This is a genomic window from Microbacterium sp. Bi128 (assembly GCF_918698205.1).
This window is the reverse complement of sequence record NZ_CAKKMM010000418.1, coordinates 1-3851: the sequence shown is the minus strand read 5'-3', so window position 1 is coordinate 3851 and position 3851 is coordinate 1. Positions and strand designations below refer to the sequence as shown.

4 protein-coding genes and 1 riboswitch are annotated in these 3851 nt (G+C 68.9%); of the genes, 2 read left to right on the top strand and 2 right to left on the bottom strand.

Going from position 1 to position 3851, the window contains the following annotated elements:
* Window positions 1–63: 63 nt before the first annotated feature.
* A complete protein-coding gene (locus LQV45_RS20195; RefSeq protein WP_230008543.1) occupies window positions 64–372 on the bottom strand; it encodes a DUF1737 domain-containing protein in 309 nt (102 codons plus the stop codon).
* A gap of 27 nt (window positions 373–399) precedes the next feature.
* Window positions 400–513, bottom strand: a riboswitch (SAM riboswitch).
* A gap of 318 nt (window positions 514–831) precedes the next feature.
* Here LQV45_RS20195 and LQV45_RS20190 point away from each other — a divergent pair.
* Window positions 832–1785, top strand: coding sequence for an ATP-grasp domain-containing protein (locus tag LQV45_RS20190; protein ID WP_230008542.1), 954 nt, complete (start codon window positions 832–834; stop codon window positions 1783–1785).
* 72 nt (window positions 1786–1857) lie between these two features.
* Here the strand turns inward: LQV45_RS20190 and LQV45_RS20185 are convergent, their stop codons facing one another.
* Window positions 1858–2826 carry an aminodeoxychorismate lyase gene (locus LQV45_RS20185; protein WP_230008541.1) on the bottom strand — a complete coding sequence of 323 codons (969 nt, stop codon included), beginning with the start codon at window positions 2824–2826 and terminating at the stop codon, window positions 1858–1860.
* A 93-nt stretch (window positions 2827–2919) separates the two neighbouring features.
* Here LQV45_RS20185 and LQV45_RS20180 point away from each other — a divergent pair.
* Window positions 2920–3851, top strand: a 932-nt coding sequence (locus LQV45_RS20180) for a phospholipase D-like domain-containing protein (RefSeq protein WP_374208257.1), incomplete at its 3' end; no start/stop codon positions are given.

Sequence of the window (3851 nt, the reverse complement as noted above, 5' to 3'; positions counted from 1 at the left end):
CCAGGATGGCTCCGGCCTCCAGCTTGGCCCACGCCTCCTGCGGGCTGAGGTCTCCGGCGTAGCTCATGCGTGGCCCGCGAAGGCCCCGTCGGCGCCAAATTCGTCGGCGTCGAGCTCATCAACCGCATTGGCCACGGCGGCGTCCGCACTGGCAATCGCGGCCGGCAGGACCAGCGCCTGCGCCACGATCACGGTGCTTCCGTTGAAGCTGGCGGCGGGGCTTCCATGCAGCACGTAGCCCTCGGCCAGGGCGGCTGACACCCGCTCGCAAAAGGCGCGGTCATCCGCCCCGGTGAACAGGCGGTAGGCCAGCCTCTCCTCGCCCCCGGGTGCGGTACCGGGTGCTGTGCCGGGTGCGGCTGTTGTGGGTATTGACGTGTCGGTCACGACGGATCTCCTCTTTCACGCTTGCAGCTCGAATTCTCGATTGCCGAGTATTCACCTGAGGCACCCCGCCGCGAAAGGGAGGGTTGCCGACCGGCCAGTCAGGGCTTGGCACCGGTTCTCATTACTCCCCAAAAACGTAACACCTGCGACGCCGGCCCGCACCGCCGCCGTCGTCATGTTCCGTAACCGGACCGCGGCCCGGGCGAGTAGTGGCGGCCTCCAGTTTCGGGTACAGCCCACTCGTGTCTGCCGGGACGTTTCGCCGTTTACTGGGGGGATTAGGTCCGACGAGTCGGCCGGAGCTGCAGGTGATTCGAGCAATGTGTGAATCAAGCAGTCCCGGAATCGACTCGTCTGTCCATCAACAAGCTGTCTGGGAATCGGTGGCTGGAACGGTCGGAGCCGCAGCCGCGGTCCGGCCGGTGACGGCGGAATGGAGCAATCGTGGGCCCGCGCATACTCGTTACCGGGATTACAAGCGCCGCCGGACGGGCCGTCGCGGCCCAGCTCGAAGCCCGGGGCCTCCCGTACCTCGGCTCCGACGCCCGTGCCGACACCCGCCAGGCCGGGGAGGCTCCCGCCGCCGCGGTCAGGCTCCTGCCGGCGACGAACCCGGACATGGTCCTGGACCTGCGCCGGGTGGTGGACCGCGAAGCCATCAACGTCATCATTCCGACCCTCACCGTGGAACTCCCGGTCCTGGCCGCGGCCCGCGCCGGATTCGCCCAGGACGTGCGGATCATCGTGGCCGACCCCGCCGCGGTGGCCCTCGCCAACGACCACCTATTCACCACCTGGGCGCTGCAAGCCGCCGGCATCCCGGTGCCCCGGTTCGCGGTTCCGGGCGACCTCGCCGCCGCGCCGGCTTCCCTCGCCGGCCTCAGCGGCCCCGTGGTGGTCAAGCCGCGGGTCTTCAAAGGCTCCCATGGGATCCACCTGCTGGCCGGAACCGACTCCGTTAGCTGGAAGAACATGCCGGCGGGGCAACTGGTCCAGGAATTTATCCCGGGCGCCGACTATGTGTGCCTGGTGTTCGGCACCCCGGCACGCAACGCGATGGCGCCGGTGGCGGTGGTCCTCGAGAAGACCAGGACTCCGTATGGACGCGCCGGCAGCGACGAGGTCAGCCGCAGGGTGCCGGCGAACCAGGCCGGGGATGTGCGCAAGCTGGGCCTGGCCGCCGTCCGCACGCTCGGGCTGACCGGGCCGGTCCAGGTCCAGATCCGCCGCCGCACCGACGGAACGCCCGTGGTGCTGGGTGTCTGCGCGACCCTGGGGGAGAACAGCACCTGGGCCCCGGAAATGCTCGACGCCGTGCTCGCAACGTTCATGCTCCCGGCGTTCAACCCGGCCTCGTTCCGCCTGTGCCCGGCAGTGCCCGCGGACGCCCTGGGGTGAGCGCAACACCAACGCGGGGTCACTTACGGCCCATCCGGGGACATGGGATGGGCCGTAACTGACCCCGCGTTGCTATTCGATGGTCGCGAAGAGGGCGTTGAGTTCGGCCGTGAGCTGGCGCCGGAGTTCCGGGGTGCCGATTTCCTGCCCGTCGATGTGGTTCACCGGGGCCAGCAGCCGGATGCTGGAGATCAGCCAGACCGCGTCGGCGTCCAGCAGGTCCTTCGGCTCCAGCGGGCCGTAACCCAGCTCCCAGCCGGCGGCCTTGGCGGCGGTGAACAGGGCGCCCTGTGACGTGCCGGGCAGGATGCCGCTGTCCAGCTGGGGCGTGATGAGCCGCCGGATGGTGCGGACGCCGCCGGCGCCGTCGTCCGAGGTTTCCAGGTGGGCCAGCAGAACGGTCGACGTCGGACCTTCCAGCACCCGGCCGTCCGCGGACGTGAAGATGACGTCGTCGGCGCCCTGCCGGTGGGCGTAGCGCAGCGCCGCCATGTTCACGGCGTAGGAAAGGGTCTTGGCGCCGAGCAGGAGCCACGGGGCGCGCTCGCCGACTTCACTGTCGTAGCCGCGGTCGAGCAGGATGACGTCGATCCCGGTCTCGCGCTGCCGCCGTCCCGCGGCGGCCGGGGCGGAGGCCTGGACCCAGCACGTGGGGGCAGCCGCGCCCTCCGGCCCGCGGGTGACAATCAGCTTCACCACCACCTCGTCCTGCGCCGCGCCGCCCGGTGCAGCCGCGGCGGGTTCCTGCCCGCGGAACTCGCAGATGGCGGTTTCCACCGCCCGTCGCCATGCATCCTCGGCGGGGATGTCCAGCTCCAGAAGCCGGGCAGAGCCGGCCAGCCGGGTCAGGTGTGCCTGGATCTTGCGGGGCCGGCCGCCGACGGCCAGGAGGGATTCGAAAACACCGTCGCCGCGGGTGGCGCCCAGGTCCGTGGCCATCAGCTGCGGCTGCGACGCGTCGGCAACGCGGCCGCCGTCGAACGCCGGGTCGAGGAAGACCAGAACGGTCGCGGGCGCGGGAACAGGGGCAGGAGTGGTCATGGCTAAAGCTTAGTCTCGGTGGTCCCGGGATAGGATTTGGTCACTGCCCGTTCGGAACTGTTCCGCGTGGCTTGTACGTTGAGGGGTTCGCCTGTGCTGTGGCCATTTCCGCTGGCGGAGACTTTACCGTCCTGGGCGATTCTGATTTTGACGGTGATCGACTTCGCCATCCGAGTGCTGGCACTGGGCATCATCCCCGGAAACCGGCGGCCCACCACCGCGATGGCGTGGCTGCTGGGCATCTTCATCGTGCCGACCATCGGCCTGCTCCTGTTCCTGCTGTTCGGCAACTTCCGGCTCTCCCGCAAGCGCCGCGCGCAGCAGGACGCGGTCAATACCCGAGTGCGCGCCGGGACCTCGGAACTGGCGATGCTGGAAAGCCGCTACGCCGGACCCGAATGGGTGGCTTCCGCCGCGGAACTGAACAAGACGCTGGGCTCGCTGCCGATGGTGGACGGTAACCAAGTGGAGCTGCTGCCCGGCTACCCCGACTCCATCAAGGCGATGGCCGCGGCGGTCCGCGGCGCAAAGTCCTTCGTCAACGCCGAGTTCTACATCATGAGCTCGGACCACGTCACGGACGATCTGCTGACCGCGCTGGAAGAGGCCGCCGAGCGCGGCGTCGAGGTCCGTGTCCTGTTCGATCACCTTGGCACGCTTCGCATCAAGGGCTATCGCAAGCTGATCGCCCGGCTCAAGGCCAGCAAGATCCGCTGGCGGCCCATGCTGCCGCTCAACCCGCTGCAGGGGCAGTGGCGCCGACCGGACCTGCGCAACCACCGCAAGATCATGGTGATCGACGGCGAGATCGCCTTCACCGGATCGCAGAACCTGATCGAGCCCTCCTACAACAACCCCAAGCACCGCAAGATCGGCCGCGAATGGGTCGAGCTGATGGCCTGCCTGCGTGGACCGATCGTCACCACGCTCAACGTCGTCTTCGCCACGGACTGGCTCAGCGAGACCGACGAATCCATTGAGGAACAGCTCGCGCACCGGCCCGAACTGCACGCCGGCAACATCAC